Source organism: Plantactinospora veratri (assembly GCF_036421995.1).
Classification (GTDB): domain Bacteria; phylum Actinomycetota; class Actinomycetes; order Mycobacteriales; family Micromonosporaceae; genus Plantactinospora; species Plantactinospora veratri.
In genome coordinates, this window is record NZ_JAZGQL010000040.1 from 47182 (window position 1) to 61937 (window position 14756).

A 14756-nucleotide genomic window follows, 5' to 3' on the forward strand; every position below is an offset into this window, starting at 1 on the left:
TGTGAACCCTCTCGACTCGGCTCGTAGCGGACCGGACCCCGTCGTCGCGGAAGCCCGTCCATCAAAGCCAATCGGTCGTGGCCGTGCAAGCAGCGCAAAGTCCGGACAGTTCGGGCAGGTTCCGGCGGAGCCGGAAGCGATCCGGTGGCTATGCCGCCGGCCACGCCGGGTCGCGGTTCGGCTTCCCGACCGGGGTGGTGGGCACGGTGTCGATCCACCGCACGGCCCGGGGCAGCCAGCCGTTGCGCAGCCCGTGCGCGCGGCAGGCCAGGATCACGTCCCGTTCCGTGAGGGCGCTGCCGGCCCGGCGTACCACCCGGGCCTCCAGCACGCTGCCCAGCATCGCGTGCGGTTTCGGCACCACCACGCAGTCGTGTACCGCCGGATGTGCGTTGATGCACGCCTCCACCACCTGCGGGTCGACCACCTCGGCACCGACGTGGATCCGGTCGTCGACCCGGCCGACCAGGCGCAGCGCGCCATCGTCGTCGAGGTAGCCGAGATCGCCGGTGCGGACCCCCTCGGAGGGGAACGGCAGCAGTACGCCCCGCTCGCGGTAGCCCAGGGCCACCAGGTCGCCGCCGATGCTCAGCCGGCCCGCGTCCGGCACTCCGGCGACGCCCGAGGCGTCCGGCTCGACCAGGACCCGTACCCCCGGCAGGGGGCGGCCGACCCCGGACCGGACGGTGTCGGGATCGTCGTCGTCGTTGAAGGTCACCGTGCCGACCTCGCTGCCGCAGTAGAAGCTGCGCACCACGGCACCCCAGCGTTCGCGCATCCGGTCGAAGCGGCCGGCGGAGAGCTGCGACGAGCTCGACAACCACCACCGCACCGACGGCGCCGATCCGGCGGCCGGGGACATCCGGCCCAGCACGTCGTAGAACTCGGGCACGGCGTACACGACCGACGGGGCCGCCGCGACCAGCGAGTCCGCCGCGACCAGCGGATCCTCCGGGGTGACCAGCAGCGCGGTGGCGTCGGCCACCGCGGCCGGCAGGGTCACCGTGCTCAGTACGCCGGGCAGGCCGTGCGGCAGCGACGTCCAGAGCCGGTCGGTACGGCCGATCCGCATGGCGGCGGCCAGCGCCCGGGCGTTCGCCACCATCGCCGCGTGACCGAAGACCACACACTTCGGCGTGCCCGTGCTGCCCGAGGTGAGCAGGTCCAGCGCCGGGTCTTCCGGGCGGCAGCGCGGCGCCCAGTCGACCGGCGGGCCGAGCAGCTCCCCCGGGGTCAGCCGGGTCCCTGCCCCGGCGCACTCGGCGCCGGGGTCGACGACCTGCACCAGGGCGTCCACGATCCGGGCCTGGGCGGCCGGATCGTGCGGGCTGTCGGTGCGGGTGAAGGCGACCCGGAGCCCCGACCACCACGCTCCGGCGGCGACGGCCAGCGCCTCGGCCGGGTCGGTGAGCCCGATCGACACCCCGGCGCCGCGCGGACAGCGGGCGAGGCCGGCGGCGTACCGGCGTGCCGTCCCGGCCAGCTCCGGGCCGGTGACGGCGCCGCGTTCGGTCTCCAGCACGAACCCGCTGCCGCAGATCAGCTCGGCGAGGGTGCCGGCCGGCTCCGGTGCGGCCGACATCAGCCGGCGGTGTTGTGGTCGGACGGTCCGGCGATCCGGGGGCAGATCCGGATCGGCCGGGCGCCGACGAAGCTGGCCCGGAACTGTGGCATCCAGGCGTGCACGCTGAACCTGTTGTTGGGGTCGAATCCGGCGATCATGAAGCCCGAACGGTCGTACCGGCCCCGCATGATCCACACCCACCAGCGGAAGTCCGGGGCCTGGCCGGTAAGGTGCCGCAGCCGCGCGGTGAGGATGATGTACCGCTGGAGGCTCAGCCCGAGCGAACCGTCCTTGTCGTACCGCTGCCGCAGCTCCCGCGCGGAGACGTTGGCGTCCTGCGGCACGAGGTCGCCGGGGGTGAGGAACCAGAGGTCCTCCTCCTCGGCCGGCGCGGTCACCAGCGGGTCCGAGGTGGCCCAGGTGTCACAGTGGAAGGTCCGGGCGGTCTCGGTCAGCGACAGACCCTTGGGCGAGACCACCGGGATCCAGCCGTCGGCCTTGGCCTGCATCAGCTCCTCGGCGGTGTACGGGCAGGGCCCCAGCGAGAACTTGCGGCCGGTGACCGTCTCGATGCCGTTGGCCCGGAACCAGGTCTCGTAGTCCTGACGCAGGCTCTCCGGGTCGAACGGGTCGGCGACCTCGGGGACGTACGCCCGCAGGTCCGTCGGGCTGATGATCCCGTCGGCGAGCAGTCCCTGCACCAGACCGAGTGCCCGGTCCCGGGTCAGCGCCGACGGCGACCGGGCGGGCGCGTACGGGTCCCGGGCCGAGGCGCCGGTGGTGCTCCCACCGATCTGGTTGTCCGTCCGAGTGTCGGTCACTGTCCCTACCTCCGGGCCGAGAATGGGCGAGAATGGGCGGCGCACCGCGACCGCACGCGCTGCGATTGTTTCTTACGATTCCGCGAGGCGGTAGTGCCGCCGCGGGAGCGTTCAATTGCTCACTTCCGCAGTTGTTCACTCAGGTCGACCACTCGGTCGCGGTAACCGCTTCGACCTCGATCGCCCGGCCGCCGTCGCGCCAGGACCGGTCCGCGGCTTCCAGCGCGGCGACGACGCGGGTAGCGAACCAGCCATCCGAGATCGGGCGTTTACCGGCGGCGACGCATTCCGCGAAATGGGTTATCTGCTCCATGATGGGCTCCTGCACGGCGATGTGCGGCGCCACCGTGTCCCCGTACCGGTAGGTGAGCTGGTCCGCGCCGAAGTCCGGCGACGGCTCCAGCGCCATCCCCTTGTCGTAGACCTTCACCGGCTCGTCGGGCTCGATGTCGTCGTAGACGATCATGCTCTCGTCACCGACGATGACCAGGTTGCGGACCTTTCTCGGCGCCAGCCACGACACGGCCAGCGAGGCGATCACCCCGGACGGGAAGGTCAGGTCCACGAACGCGACGTCCGGGATGCCGGCGGTGACCACGCTGCGGGCGTTGGCGCTGACCGTCACCGGCGTCTCGCCGAGCAGCCGCAGCACGATCGCGACGTCGTGCGGCGCCAGGTCCCAGACCACGCTGGCGTCGTCGCGGTGCGGACCCAGGTTGAGCCGGGACGACATCAGGTAGTGCAGTTGGCCGATGCCGGTCGTGGTCAGCCGGCGGAAGATCCAGCGGACCCGGGGGCTGAACAGGAACGTGTGTCCGACCATCAGCACCCGACCGACCCGGTCGGCCAACTCGGCCAGCGCCACCGCCTCGGCCGTCGACGTCGCCAGGGGCTTCTCCACCAGGACGTGACAGCCGGCCTCCAGCGCGGTCCGGACGTACCCGGGGTGGGTGCGCACCGGTGTCGCCACGACCACCGCCTCGACGCCGCCCCCGGCCAGCGCGGCGGCCAGGCTCGCCCGGCGGGCCACCGACGGGTAGTGCCGGCGGACCCACTCCAACCGGGCCGGATCGGGATCGACGGCGGTCACCTGGTCGGCGCCGACCAGGCCGACCAGGTTGCGCAGGAGCTTGGCGCCCCAATAGCCCACCCCGAGCAGCGCCACCCTCATCATCACGGCTCCGTACGTCTTCGACGGTTGTCTCCACACATGTCAGCGCAGCATATTTGCGTGACCGTCCACCGACCACAGTTCGAGTCCGGGTCGCGCGGTACCCCGTTCACGCTGATGGTTGCCGGCCGGACGATTCGTGGATGAGACTGGCCGACATGGCACACAGAGGCGTCCATGAATTCAACGCGGGCTTTCAGTGGCGACGCCCGGACGGCCCCTTCCGCCGCATTACCGACGAGCAGGTCGACTCGTATTGCGAGCAGGGATTCTTCGTTATTCCGGGCGCGTACGACGCCGACGAGGTCAACCGGATGGCCGCCGAGATCGACCCGATCCAGGCGCGGATCAACGCGACGCTCGAACGCCGGGCCAGCGGCGACCGGCCGGGCTTCACCATCGCCTCGAACCTGGTGCTCCGGTCGCCCGTGCTGCGGCAGTTCTGCGCCACCGGCGTACTGCCCGACGTGGCCCGGGACCTGCTCGGCCCGAGGGTACGGCTCTTCTGGGAGCAGGCCGTCTACAAGCGCCCGGAGTACTCCCAGGCGTTCGCCTGGCACCAGGACAACGGGAAGGTCTTCGTCGACCCGCAGCAGTACATCACCTGCTGGGTAGCGCTGACCGACGCGACCGAGGAGAACGGCTGCCTGAGCGTGGCACCCGGTCTGCACCGGCTGGGTACGCTGCGGCACTGGCAGAGCGAGCAGGGCTGGGTCTGCCTGGACGAGGATCCGACCGACGCCGTCCCGGTGCCGCTGTCAGCCGGTGACATGGCCATCTTCTCGTCGGTGACGACGCACATGACGTACCCGAACCGGAGCGACTCGACCCGCAAGGCGTACGTGGTGCAGTACATCCCGGACGGTGCGGTCGCGGTCGACCGCGACGACGACGGCGGCACGGCCACCACCCCGCAGGATCTCGACGACCGCCAGTTCCTGGTCGGCTGACCGGCGGGCCGGATGCCAACCCGACCGACCGGTCCCGCGCCCGAGTTCGTGCTCAACCCCACCGCCGGTGAGCTGCCGGAACGGCCCTCCCGGGCCGTCTACGACTGGCACCGCGGCCTGCCCGGCTACGCCGCCACCCCGCTGCGGGAGCTGCCGGGCCTCGCCGGCCAGCTCGGTCTGGAACGGCTCTGGGTCAAGGACGAGACCAGTCGGTTCGGGCTGCCCGCCTTCAAGATCCTCGGGGCGTCCTGGGCCAGCGAGGTCGCGCTCGCCCAGCTCGCCGCGCGACCGGCCGAACCGGTCCTGGTCGCCGCCACCGACGGCAACCACGGACGCGCGGTGGCCCGGGTGGCCCGCCGGGCCGGCTGCCGCGCCCGCATCTTCGTCCCCGCCGACACGGCGCCGGCCCGGGTCGAGGCGATTCGGGCCGAGGGCGCCGAGATCGACGCACGGGAGCGGACGTACGACGACGCGGTGCGCGCCGCCGCCGACTTCGCCGACGCCTCGGCCGACGCCGTACTCGTCTCCGACACCGCGTTCCACCCGGCCGATCCGGTCCCCCGCGCCACCATCGACGGCTACGGCACGATCTTCTGGGAGATCGGTGACGCGTTCGCCCGGAGCGGAGATCCCTGGCCGGATCTGGTGACGGTGCAGATCGGGGTCGGCGGGCTGGCCGCCGCGACGGCCCGGTTCCTCCGGCACCACGCGCCGGGCCGGCCGTTCATCTGCGGAGTGGAACCAGTTGACGCCGGCTGCGCCGTGGCGTCGGTGGGTCGGGCCACTCCGGTGCAGATCGAATCCGCCTTCCGGTCGGTGATGGTGGGGCTGAACGCGGGCCGGTTGTCCTCGGCGGCCTGGCCCGACCTCTCGACCGCGCTCGACGGCTTCCTCACCGTCGCCGACGAGTGGGCGCTGATCGCCCGGGACGCCCTGCGGGCGCACGGAGTACCGGCCGGCGACACCGGTGCCGCCGGACTGGCCGGCCTGTTGGCGCTGCGCCAGCTCGCCGCCGAGGTGGACGATCCGGCGCTGGCCGCGGCGCGCGGCGCCCGCCGCGCGCTGGTGGTGGTCACCGAGGGCAGGACCGACGATCCCGTCGCGGTGCCCCGCCGGTAGACACCGCGCCGACGGGGCACCGCCGGCCTACCGGCCCTGGGACGCCTCGTCGAGCTGGCGCCGTACCGAGAGCGGCGTCATGTCCGTCCACACCTCGTCGATGTAGCCGAGGCACTCCTCCTCGGAGCCGGAGCGGCCGACCAGTTCCCAGCCGGGCGGTACCGGCCGACCCTGCGGAAAGATCGAGTACTGCCCCTCGTGGTTGCGGACCACCTCGTAGCGGCGCTGTCGCGGCGACTCGACCTCGCTCATGTCCTCTCCTCCCCCGGCCCGCCGGGCCGGTCAGCTTCGGTCCGGATCCGCACGTCGGATCCGGCACCGGGACCGAGCGGCAACCGGACCGCTCGGTGGATCAGTTGGAGCGCGGCCATCCGGGCGGCCAGCACGTCGGCGACCGGGTGCCGGGCCAGCAGCGACGCGACCGAACTCCAGTCCCCGCCGACCAACCGGGTCAGTGCGGCCGGGAGATCACTCTCCGCCGGGGCCGGCGGCGGGTACGCCGACAGCAGGTGTCGGGCCCACGCCCGGCCGTGCGACAGCCCGAGCCGGAAGTCCCGTTCCCGCCAGGGCTCGGTCAGCGGCCCGGCGTACGGCGCCGCGTACGCGTCGACGAGCACGTGTCCGGTCGGCCAGTACTCCCGGGAGAGCCGGTGCAACTGCGCGAAGATCGCGGCGATCTCCGCGACGGCACCGCCGTGCCTGGACCCCGGCGCTCCGGCGCCGGCTGGCGACGGGTCCGCCCGGCCGTCCCCTGGCGGTCCGCCGCGCTCCGCCCGCACGATCCGGCTCCGCCGGGCGAACGCGCCGGGCGCCTGCGGCGCCCCGGCGACCACCGGGGTCAGCCCGTGCCGGTCCAGCATGGCGCAGACGGCCGGCATCGTCGTGACGTCCGCCTCCACCACCACCGCGTCGATGAGCGGCCAGTGCGCCGGATCCACCCCGGCCAGCACCCGCACCTCGTCACCCTCGACGTCCACCTTCAGCAACGACAGGCGGCGGATCCCGTACTCCTCGATCAGCGTCGAGACGGTCGTCTGCGGCACCACGGACCGTGCCGGGGCGAAGAGCTGGTCGACCAGGTCCGTCGCCACCGCCTCGGCCACCTGCCGTCCCCACGGCCCGTGCCGCAGCATCCGCGGCAGTGACCGGGACAGCACCGCACCGGTTTCCGCCAGCGTCCGGGCATCCTCGCCGGCCGTGGTGGCGGCGAGCATGCTGCCGCCGCGACAGCCGACGATCTCGGCCCGGCCGGGCTGTTGGGCCAGTACGGCGCGCACCGCGACCGGCTCCGTCCGGCCCCGGTGCAGCACGAGGTTGCGGAGCAGGGCCGCGTGCGACGACCCGAACGGTTCGACCGCGACCACCCGGGCCTCGGGACGGCGGCGCAGGACGTCGAGCGAGAAGAGGCCGATGTGCGCACCGACGTCGAGGACCACGGGGCGGGTCGGCAGCGGGTTCATCCGGTGCAGATATCCACCGTCGGCGGCGAACTCGGCCAGTACGACTTCGGCCTCGTACGGTGTGCTGGCGAATACGGGGTGGTCGCCGATCAGCGACAGCGAGTTGCCGGCGACCCGATCGGCGATCAGGCCGATGAGTGTCGCCGCCCCGGCCGACAACCGATCCGGCGATATCCGGGCCGACAAGACCCGCAGACCGTCTTCTGTGGTGTGTGGACGGATCTCCGATAAATAGTCAGGCAACATGCCGTACACGTCGCCCTCCTCTCGGCGAGCAAGGTCGATGCTAGCTTTGGCGCCGCCGACCCGCACGACCGAAAATGCACATTCACGTTCGACATCCCACTTGCCCTCGCCGCGGTCGCGGTGTTGGCTCTCATCTGCTGGATCGTGCTGTCGGATCGCTCGTTCCCGGAAGGAAAAACCATGACGGACAAGATGGTTGGCGTGACGGAACAGGTCGACAACGCGTTGCGCGAGGTCCTCGGGTATTTGCCGCCGGACGACGAGGACCTGACCGGGTCGATCGATTCCATGCAGAAGCTGGAACTTCTCGTCCTGCTCGAGCAGAACCTCGCCATTCCATTCCAGGATGAGGCGCTGGGAGCCGAGTGGTGGGCCAGCCGGTCCGGCATCATCGGGTACGTCGAGTCCGCTCGCGCGCAGGTCGGCTCCTCCTGACCGGCGACCGGCGGACAGCCTCCGCCACCGACGCCGGCTGGCACCGGATGTCCGGCGGCACGATGTCGCTGGTGGAGCGGCGCGGTGACGTCGTACGGCGCCGGACGGGCTTCTGGAGTCCACCGGTGCACGCGCTGCTGTCCCACCTCGAGACGGTCGGGTTCGACCGGTCACCGCGACTGCTCGGCGTCGACGGGCAGGGCCGCGAGCTGCTCAGCTATCTGCCGGGTGAGGTTCCCCGGGCGTGGCGCTGGGTCGGCGACGACCGGGTACTGGTCGAGGCGGCCCGGCTGTTGCGCCGGTACCACGACGCGGTGGCCGGTACCGCGCTGCGCACGCTGGCGGGGTGGGACCCCTTCCTCCAGGAGCCTCCGGAACTGCGGGCGGATCCGGAGGCGGAGGTGGTCTGCCACAACGACTTCGCGGTGTACAACTGCGTCTTCGTCGACGGACTCCCCCAGGCGATGATCGACTTCGACGGTGCCGCCCCCGGGTCGCGCGGCTGGGACCTGGCCTGGACGGCCTTCAGTTTCGTCCCGCTCAACCCGGACGTGCCGGTGCCGGACCGGCCGCGCCGGCTACGGCTGATCTGCGACGCGTACGGGCTGGCGGACCGGTCCCGGCTGGTCGACCTGATCGAGGCGCGGCTGGAGCGGCTCCGTGACGGGATCCGTTCGCTCGCCGGCACCGACGCCCCGCAGGGGGCCACCCCACCGAGCCACCTGGCCTACTGCGAGCGGTCGCTGCGACTGGTCCGGCGGCTACGGCCGGACCTCGAGGCCGCCCTGCGCTGAGTCGGCCGGGTGCGGCTGCGGCGTCGCCGCCCGCAGCGGTGCACAGGGTCGCCATCCGACCGCCAGCAGTGCCAGCGGGCGCAACCGCACCGACGAGGTCAGCACGGCGTACGCGTCGGCGCCGAACCGGGCCGCCGTGGCGTCGGGTACCGGTCGCGGGGTGCACCCCCGCCACCGGGCGGCGAGCCGGGCCGCCTCGACCGCCCGCAGCGGCTCCCCGTCGGAGACCACGCACACCTCGGGCAGCTTCCCGGCCAGGGCCAACCGGACGGCGCCGGCGAGGTCGTCCCGGCGTACGAAGCTCAGCCAGTTCAGGCCCGGATCCACATAGGACGCCGAGACCCCGGTCCGCTCCGGGTCCTCGGCGTAGACCGGTCCGGCCCGCAGGAAGGTGCCGAGGGTCGGCCCGGCCGGGAGCCTTCGCCGCACGGTCTCCTCCATCCGCACCGTCGCCGCGCCGAGCGGATTCCGGGGATCGACCGGGGTGTCGTCGTCGACCCAGCCGTCGCCCGGACCGTAGACGCTGACGTTGCTCACCTGCACCCAGCGACGTACCCCGGCCCGGGCCGCCGCCGAGGCGAGCCGGCCGGCGGCCTCCACCATCCGCTCCCCGGCGGTACGGCGTGGCCCGGCCGGCGCGAGCGCGTAGACCACCGCGTCGGCACCCCGGAGCAGTTCCTCGCCCGACTCCGGGTCGGCGAGCAGGTCACGCTCGACCACCGGCACACCACGCGGACCCGCCGCGCCGCTGCCCGGCAGTCCGACGGCCACCACCCCGGGCTCCGGTCGACCGCCGGTGCCGAGCCGCCGGGCGATCGCACCGCCGACGAAACCCGTGCCGCCGAGCACGACCACCCGGATCACCGCCACCTCGCCGGAGCATCGCCGGGCCGGGCCGGAACCACCATGCTGAACACCACCGATGCGATTGTCGACAGTCGCGGTAACCCGCATTCTGCTCAGTGGCCGCTGCGACGGCCAGGGTTCGACGGTGGGGAGGGACCGATGGCGCTGGACCGGCGTACCGGACGGGCCGACGTAGCGGTGGTCGGCGCCGGCATCATCGGGGCGCTCACCGCCTGGCGGCTGCAGACCGCGGGCCACCGGGTGCTGCTGCTGGGCGAACGACTGGTCGGCGGCACCACCGCCGGGTCGGCCGCGGTGCTCCGGACGCTCTGCGACGAACCGGAGCTGGCCGCCGACGGGCTCTCCTGGTACCGGCGGTGGAGCGACCAGGTGCCGCCGGCCCTGGCCGCCGTGCTGCGCTGCGGCGTCGTCGTGGTCACCCCGCCGGAGGCCGCCGACGCGGCGGACCGGGCCGGGCGGGCCGCCGCCGGGCGCTCTGGGAGCCGGCCGCGCCGGTGCGAGCGGGCCCAGGTCCCCGGCGGGTACGACCCGGGGGCCGGCGTGGCCTGGTACGAGCCCGACTCCGGCTGCGCCGACCCGCGGGTCGTGCTGCTCTCCCTGGTCCGGGCCTTCCTGCGGGCGGGCGGCGCGCTCAGGCTGACCCGGGTACGCGCGCTGAGCCCGATCCCGGACGGCTGGCGGCTCCGCACCACCGACGGTCCCGCCTCGGACGCCTCGGTGGTCCTGCTGGCGGCGGGCGCGGCCACCCCGGCGCTGCTGCCCGATCCGGCCGCCCGACGCCGGATCCACCGGCAGCCGGTCAGCCTCGGCCTCTTCCCCGACCCGCCCGGCACTCCCCGCTCCGGCAGCCCGCACGGTGCCCTGCCGGCCGTCGTGGACCTGGTCCACGACGTGCTGCTGCGCCCGGTTCGCGGTGGCGTGCTGGGGACGCTCCGCACCGAGGCGCGCGGTCCGGCCTTCCTGGACGCGCTCCGGGCCGCCGCGGCCACCCGGCTGGACCGGGCCCTGCCCCGGCCCCGGATGGTCGTCGAGTCCGAGTTCGACCTCACCGGCGACGGCCAGCCGTACGTCGGGCCGGTCGGGGACGGACTGCTGGTCGCCTACGGTTTCGGCGGCCGGGGTTTCAAACTGGCACCGCCGCTGACCGAGGCGATCGCCCTGGCGATCTCCACGGGTCGGACCCCGGCTCCGCTGCGGCGCTTCGACCCGCTGCGTACCCGGGCCGCCTCCGCCGGACCGCTGGGCGTGCTGGCCTGACCGCCACGCGGCGGCGGTACCGGTCAGTCGGTCGCGAACTCCAGGCACACCAGGTCACGCCGGCAGGCCACGATCACCTGGTCGGGATCCTCGTCGAGGACGGTGCCCGGCGCGGCGGCGACACCGTTCCAGCGCAGCACATAGCAGGAGACCACCCGCCGGCCCCGGTACGTCGGCAGCTGTATCGGCGGGAAGATGAGCGAGCGGCACCAGTCCCGCACCTGCTCGGCGTCGCGGTCGAAGTCGCCCACCTCCAGGTCGGTGAAGTCGACCGAGCTGCGGTAGAACGTGGTCGCGGCGGAGTCGTCCTGGGCGGTGGCGGTGACCGTGCCGCGCAGCAGCGCCTCCAGATGCTCCTTGAGCAGCTCGAACCCGTACCGGTGATAGGTCTGGAACAGGTCGTACGCGGTGGTGAAGGGCGGCAGCTCGAAGGCGCGGGTCGCGATCACCGGCCCGGCGTCGACCGACGGCGCCAACACGTGCAGGGTGACACCCACCTGGCTCTCGCCCCGCCGGATCGGCAGCAGCGAGGTCAGGCTGCCCCGGTAGTGCGGCAGCAGCGCGAAGTGCAGGTTGTAGGCGGCGGCACCGCCGAGCCGGGCGCAGTCCACGATCACGTCGTGCTGCAACGACAGGAAGATGTCCCGTGGCCCGAGCCCGGCCGTCTCCGCGGTGTGGTGCACCCGCCAGCCGCGCCGCCGGGCGAGTGCCGCCAGGGAGGGCATCCAGGTGTCCTGTCCGGGGTCGCCGTCGTTGCGCACCACCTCAATCCGGGCCTGGAGCGCGCCGGCCGCCACCAGCGACCCGAGCAGCCGGGCGGCCCGTACGGGGAGCCAGCCACGGCCGCCGATCGCCACCCGCATCGGCGGTTCGGCGCTCACCACGACCGCGACCCGATCGTGCCGAGCACGAGTTCCTCGGCGACCTGTCCCGGATCGGGGTCCTCGGCGAGACGATCGGCGGCCGCTCGGGCCGCGACGTGGTACGCCTCGTCGCCCAGGATCTCCGTGACCGCCCGGCTCACCGCCGCCGGGCCCAGGTCCGGCGCCAGCACCCGGCCGACGCCGAGCCGCTCCGCCCGGCGGGCGTTCTCGAAACCGTCGAGCCAGTGCGGGATCATCAGCGCCGGCACGCCCGCGCGCATCCCGGTGAGCAGGCTGCCCCGGCCGGCGTGGTGCACGATCGCCCTCGCGTGCGGCAACAGCCGGGACAGCGGGGCGAACTGGTGGACCAGGCAATGCTCGCCATCGGCGTCGACCCGGCCCCGGCAGACGAGGTAGAGCACCCGGAACCGGTGCCGCTGCGCCAACCGGGCCAGTTCGGCACAGGTCGGCGGGTAGTCGTTGGCCCAGCTGTCACCGAGGGTGCAGATCACCAACGGCCCCAGGTCGGTACGGTCGACGAAGCGCTGCACCCGGGGCGGCACCGCGAGCTTGTCGCTGCCCTCGTACGCGGGATACCCGGCGACCCGGAAATGGCCGGGCCAGGAATCGGTTCCCTCCAGGAACAGCTCGGAGACGATCACCAGGACGGCGTCGTCGGAGAGGCTGCCGAGGGTGCTGGCGTAGGGCCGCTCCGGCAGGCCCAGCCCGCGCCGGATGGCGTTCAGCGGCGGTGTGCCGAGCCGGTCCACCAGCCGCAGCGTGCGCTCGGCGAGGGCACGCTCGTCGGCCGAGGCGCCGGTCGGCGGATAGTACAGCTCCACGATGTCGACCCCGGTCACCGAGATGAGCGGTACGCCCAGCAGTTCGGCGGCGAGCTGCCCGCCGTACTGGAAGTGGTTGGCGATCACGACGTCGAAGGGTCCCTCGGCGACGATCCGGCGGGCCGCCTCGGCCGCGGTCGGCAGCGCCACCCGGCGGATCAGCTGGGACAGTGCCTGGGACGTCTCGCCCGAGTTCTCGAAGACCTCCTGACACGCGCTGCCGGCACCCAGCGGAGCGAACCGCAGGTTGGTCCGGGCGACGTCGTCGGCATACTCCGAGTATTCGAAGACGGTGACCCGATGGCCCCGGTCGCGCAGCGACCGTCCGATGCCGAGCAGCGGAAAGAGGTCTCCGCGTGAGCCCAGGCTGGCCACGGCTATGTTGGCCACGACACCCCCAGATCCGTCAGTAGGTGCTGATGTCCCGGGCCATGCTTCCGCTGCGCACCGCGGCCGCGTCGATGGCGCGCAGTTGTGCGGCCATCGCCCCGGTGCGCGGGTCGTACTTGGCCGCCCACTCCTGGTAGCTCTCGATCCGACTGGAATCGCCGGCCGTCCGGCACAGGTATCCGCCCCTGGCCTTGCGGCGCATGGCCGGGCTGTCCGCACCGAACCGCACGTCCACCGTCCAACGCACGCCCTCGGACTCGTTCGGCAACGCCTGGTGGACCGTGCTCTCGGTGAAGATCACCACGTCTCCCGGCACGGTCGGCAGGGTGACCGGCTCGATGTGGCCGAGCCGCTCGACCGAGACGTTCTTGTTGCGGAACTCGTCGAACTCCGGCGGGATCACTCCGTGCCGGTGCGAGCCCGGCAGGATCTGCAGGCAACCGGCCCGGGCGTCGACCGGCACCAGCGGAATCCAGCAGGTCAGAATGTTGCCGTCGGCCGGCTCCCAGCCACGCAGGTAGTACGCGTCCTGATGCCAGCCGATCTTCTGGACCGGTGCCCACGGCTCGCGCGGACGCCCGTTCCAGGTGTCGTGCGCCCAGAGTTCGTCGCCGAGCCAGCTCCGCATCCGGCCGGTCAGCTCCGGGCGCCGCCACAGCCGGTACATCGCCTCGCTGACCAGCACCCGCCGCCAGGTCACCGGGCGCAGCGCCGGCAACTGCTGGCGGATCAGCCACCACCGGGTGGTGAACGGGGCGTCCTCGTGCAACTGGTCGATGAGCCCCTCGTCCCGCCACTGCCGTGCCATCCGGTCGACGACCGCGGCGAGCGCGTCCCGGACCGGTTGCAGTGCGTCGTCCGGGAGGACGCCACGCAGTACGAGATATCCGTCGTCGGCCAGCCGCGACCGCTCTTCGTCCGTTAGCGGTACCTCGGATGCGAATGCCGATTCCATGCCGGTGCTCCTCTCCATGCGCGTCCTCTCTCCGGACGCGACGGGCCGCCGGTGTGCCATAGGTATAGCGAACTTCCGCGAGGGCAGCCAGAGCGTGGAATTCACCCGGGGATCGGCGTGCAACCGCAGGAACTCCCCAGTTGTGCAGCACGGGATCTCCGCCCGCACGGTGGCGGATCGGCTCGCGTCGCCGGTCAGTCGGTCGGCCGCCCGGCCAGCATGGCCTGGTCGTCCAGGGCCGAGGCGAGTTCGGCCACCGTACTCGCCTCGAAGAGCAGTTCCAGTGGCACTTCGGCGCCGAACTGTTCCTGTAGGCGCCACAGCAACTGCATCATCAGCAGGGAGTGTCCGCCGAGTTCGAAGAAGTTGTCGTGCACCCCCACCCGGTCCACACCCAACAACTCCACCCACAACCCCGCCAACACCCGCTCCGTAACCGAACGCGGCGCCTCGAACGCCACCTCCAACTCCGGACGCTCCACCGGCACCGGCAACGCCCGCCGATCCAACTTCCCATTCGCCGTCAACGGCAACGCCGCCAACCACACAAACACCGACGGCACCATGTACTCCGGCAACACCCGAGACAACGCCGCCCGCAACACCGACACCCCCGGCGTCACCCCCACCACCGCCGGCACCACATAAGCCACCAACCGCCGCCCCGACACCCCATCATCCCGAACCACCACCACCGCCTCCGACACCTCCACCAACCCCACCAACACCGCCTCAACCTCACCCGGCTCCACCCGATAACCCCGCACCTTCACCTGCTCATCCACCCGACCCAAAAACTCCACCACACCATCAGCCCTGAACCGACCCACATCACCGGTCCGATACAACCGACCCCCCACCTCACCACCAAACGGATCCGGCACAAACCGCGACGCCGTCAAACCCGCCCGACCCAAATACCCCCGCGCCAAACCCACCCCACCCAAAAACACCTCACCCGCCACCCCCACCGGCACCGGCTCCCACCACTCATCCAAAATCAACACCCGCATATTCGCGAT

The 14756-nt window shown here is 72.6% G+C and carries 15 protein-coding genes; 5 read left to right on the top strand and 10 right to left on the bottom strand.

Translation table 11 applies throughout. The features are described 5' to 3' along the window. Positions 1-148: 148 nt before the first annotated feature. From V1634_RS34880 to V1634_RS34890, 3 genes are all read right to left on the bottom strand, one after another. The gene (locus V1634_RS34880; protein WP_331211885.1) at positions 149-1582 is read right to left on the bottom strand and encodes a class I adenylate-forming enzyme family protein; all 1434 of its coding nucleotides are present in this window, start codon (positions 1580-1582) and stop codon (positions 149-151) included. Beyond that, complete coding sequence (locus V1634_RS34885; protein WP_331211886.1) at positions 1582-2385, bottom strand: hypothetical protein; 804 nt, start codon at positions 2383-2385, stop codon at positions 1582-1584. The genes V1634_RS34880 and V1634_RS34885 overlap by 1 nt, the downstream gene beginning before the upstream one ends. Positions 2386-2524: 139 nt before the next feature. After that, complete coding sequence (locus V1634_RS34890; protein ID WP_331211887.1) at positions 2525-3559, bottom strand: Gfo/Idh/MocA family protein; 1035 nt, start codon at positions 3557-3559, stop codon at positions 2525-2527. A gap of 155 nt (positions 3560-3714) precedes the next feature. Between V1634_RS34890 and V1634_RS34895 the strand changes: the two genes are divergently transcribed. Beyond that, the gene (locus V1634_RS34895) at positions 3715-4506 is read left to right on the top strand and encodes a phytanoyl-CoA dioxygenase family protein (RefSeq protein ID WP_331211888.1); all 792 of its coding nucleotides are present in this window, start codon (positions 3715-3717) and stop codon (positions 4504-4506) included. Between the two features lie 12 nt (positions 4507-4518). After that, complete coding sequence (locus V1634_RS34900; RefSeq protein ID WP_331211889.1) at positions 4519-5625, top strand: pyridoxal-phosphate dependent enzyme; 1107 nt, start codon at positions 4519-4521, stop codon at positions 5623-5625. Between the two features lie 27 nt (positions 5626-5652). Here V1634_RS34900 and V1634_RS34905 read toward each other — a convergent pair whose 3' ends face one another. Both V1634_RS34905 and V1634_RS34910 read right to left on the bottom strand, forming a co-directional pair. Then, the gene (locus V1634_RS34905) at positions 5653-5877 is read right to left on the bottom strand and encodes an MbtH family protein (RefSeq protein WP_331211890.1); all 225 of its coding nucleotides are present in this window, start codon (positions 5875-5877) and stop codon (positions 5653-5655) included. Then, entirely contained in the window at positions 5874-7244 is a 1371-nt protein-coding gene (locus V1634_RS34910; RefSeq protein WP_331211891.1) for an FkbM family methyltransferase, read from the bottom strand. The genes V1634_RS34905 and V1634_RS34910 overlap by 4 nt, the downstream gene beginning before the upstream one ends. 267 nt (positions 7245-7511) lie before the next feature. Between V1634_RS34910 and V1634_RS34915 the strand changes: the two genes are divergently transcribed. Next, entirely contained in the window at positions 7512-7766 is a 255-nt protein-coding gene (locus tag V1634_RS34915; protein WP_331211892.1) for a hypothetical protein, read from the top strand. Positions 7767-7813: 47 nt separating this feature from the next. Continuing rightward, positions 7814-8560 (top strand): aminoglycoside phosphotransferase family protein, encoded by a 747-nt coding sequence (locus V1634_RS34920; protein ID WP_331211893.1) that lies wholly within the window; start codon positions 7814-7816, stop codon positions 8558-8560. Here the strand turns inward: V1634_RS34920 and V1634_RS34925 are convergent. After that, on the bottom strand, positions 8528-9430 hold the full coding sequence (locus tag V1634_RS34925) for an NAD-dependent epimerase/dehydratase family protein (RefSeq protein ID WP_331211894.1): 903 nt from the start codon (positions 9428-9430) through the stop codon (positions 8528-8530). The two genes, V1634_RS34920 and V1634_RS34925, sit on opposite strands and share 33 nt — an antisense overlap. Positions 9431-9565: 135 nt before the next feature. Here V1634_RS34925 and V1634_RS34930 point away from each other — a divergent pair, with 135 nt between their 5' ends. Further along, complete coding sequence (locus V1634_RS34930; protein ID WP_331211895.1) at positions 9566-10684, top strand: NAD(P)/FAD-dependent oxidoreductase; 1119 nt, start codon at positions 9566-9568, stop codon at positions 10682-10684. A 23-nt stretch (positions 10685-10707) separates the two neighbouring features. Here V1634_RS34930 and V1634_RS34935 read toward each other — a convergent pair whose 3' ends face one another. The 4 genes from V1634_RS34935 to V1634_RS34950 all read right to left on the bottom strand — a co-directional run. Beyond that, complete coding sequence (locus V1634_RS34935) at positions 10708-11568, bottom strand: formyltransferase family protein (RefSeq protein ID WP_331211896.1); 861 nt, start codon at positions 11566-11568, stop codon at positions 10708-10710. Further along, positions 11562-12779 carry a glycosyltransferase gene (locus tag V1634_RS34940; RefSeq protein ID WP_331211897.1) on the bottom strand — a complete coding sequence of 406 codons (1218 nt, stop codon included), beginning with the start codon at positions 12777-12779 and terminating at the stop codon, positions 11562-11564. Before V1634_RS34940 ends, V1634_RS34935 begins: the two co-directional genes overlap by 7 nt. A gap of 16 nt (positions 12780-12795) precedes the next feature. Then, entirely contained in the window at positions 12796-13734 is a 939-nt protein-coding gene (locus V1634_RS34945) for a phytanoyl-CoA dioxygenase family protein (RefSeq protein WP_331211898.1), read from the bottom strand. A gap of 194 nt (positions 13735-13928) precedes the next feature. After that, on the bottom strand, positions 13929-14756 hold an 828-nt coding region (locus V1634_RS34950; RefSeq protein WP_331211899.1), incomplete at its 5' end, for a phosphopantetheine-binding protein.

Bases quoted from the DNA above. Each gene is read 5' to 3' on its own strand.
- V1634_RS34880 (WP_331211885.1), bottom strand. From the start codon at position 1,582: ATGTCGGCCGCACCGGAGCCGGCCGGCACCCTCGCCGAGCTGATCTGC.
- V1634_RS34890 (WP_331211887.1), bottom strand. From the start codon at position 3,559: ATGATGAGGGTGGCGCTGCTCGGGGTGGGCTATTGGGGCGCCAAGCTC.
- V1634_RS34895 (WP_331211888.1), top strand. From the start codon at position 3,715: ATGGCACACAGAGGCGTCCATGAATTCAACGCGGGCTTTCAGTGGCGA.
- V1634_RS34900 (WP_331211889.1), top strand. From the start codon at position 4,519: ATGCCAACCCGACCGACCGGTCCCGCGCCCGAGTTCGTGCTCAACCCC.
- V1634_RS34905 (WP_331211890.1), bottom strand. From the start codon at position 5,877: ATGAGCGAGGTCGAGTCGCCGCGACAGCGCCGCTACGAGGTGGTCCGC.
- V1634_RS34915 (WP_331211892.1), top strand. From the start codon at position 7,512: ATGACGGACAAGATGGTTGGCGTGACGGAACAGGTCGACAACGCGTTG.
- V1634_RS34920 (WP_331211893.1), top strand. From the start codon at position 7,814: ATGTCCGGCGGCACGATGTCGCTGGTGGAGCGGCGCGGTGACGTCGTA.
- V1634_RS34930 (WP_331211895.1), top strand. From the start codon at position 9,566: ATGGCGCTGGACCGGCGTACCGGACGGGCCGACGTAGCGGTGGTCGGC.
- V1634_RS34945 (WP_331211898.1), bottom strand. From the start codon at position 13,734: ATGGAATCGGCATTCGCATCCGAGGTACCGCTAACGGACGAAGAGCGG.